This is a genomic window from Proteus sp. fly-1067 (assembly GCF_040139345.1).
GTDB lineage: Bacteria > Pseudomonadota > Gammaproteobacteria > Enterobacterales > Enterobacteriaceae > Proteus > Proteus vulgaris_B.
This window is the reverse complement of sequence record NZ_JBEEUL010000063.1, coordinates 1-863: the sequence shown is the minus strand read 5'-3', so window position 1 is coordinate 863 and position 863 is coordinate 1. Positions and strand designations below refer to the sequence as shown.

Annotated in this window: 1 protein-coding gene; it reads left to right on the top strand. The window is 36.3% G+C overall.

The window, feature by feature from the left end:
* Positions 1 to 178: 178 nt before the first annotated feature.
* The coding region (locus ABN217_RS19090; protein WP_349459828.1) for a glycoside hydrolase family 18 protein at positions 179 to 863 on the top strand (685 nt) is incomplete at its 3' end.

The following is an 863-nucleotide window of genomic DNA, read 5'->3' as shown; positions in this document are numbered from 1 at the left end:
ATTTTCTATGCTAGAAAAAATAGTAATAAATAGCCACCATTTAATTTATTTCAGCTCATTATCTTCTGCAAGCTCATTATCAATCACATATTAAATTTAATATGACTCTGCCATGAAAAAATTAAGTAATTACCTAGGTTAAATTGCTTATTATCAAAAATGATGCTGATGAGAGTACATGCAACGCTGGTATAAGCTAACGAAATTAGCAGCAAACGATTATTTGAATGTTCAAGCCAAAGGTGATGCCATGAAAAATTTAACGATTGCTCTTATAATAAGTTGTTCAACAATAATGCAACCTGTTTTTAGCGCTCAAGCCACCCAAAGAGCCATTAGCTATCTAACCTCTTGGGGGATCCCATCACTGGCAGAGGTAGAAATAGCACGCTCTAATGTTGATACCTTGATATTATCTTTTGGGCAATGGGATGCGCAAGGAAATATTCAGGTCTCTGACGGTATGACCACGCCAAGTTTTGATAGCTATTGGATCAGCTCATCTTATTTAACGTGGACACAATTCAAATTTGACAATCCAAATAAAAAAGTGATGGTTGCCTTTGGTGGACAAACCTATGAAGGTATTTGGGAGAAAATTAACACCGCAGCAAGTCGTGAATTGGTTGCTACTGGTTTAGTCAAACTCTTAAATCAAACGTTTCCTGTATACAAAAAAGTTAATGGCCTATATCAACAAGTCGGCACTATTCAATTGGTTGGAATCGATTTTGACTTTGAAAAAGCCGCACGTTTAACAGCAGATGAAAATGCGAATTTATTAGCACTCGCTCAACTGGTACGTCAAAAGCTAGGAAGTGCGTCAAGCACAAAATTATTAAGTTTAACCACCTATCATGTAG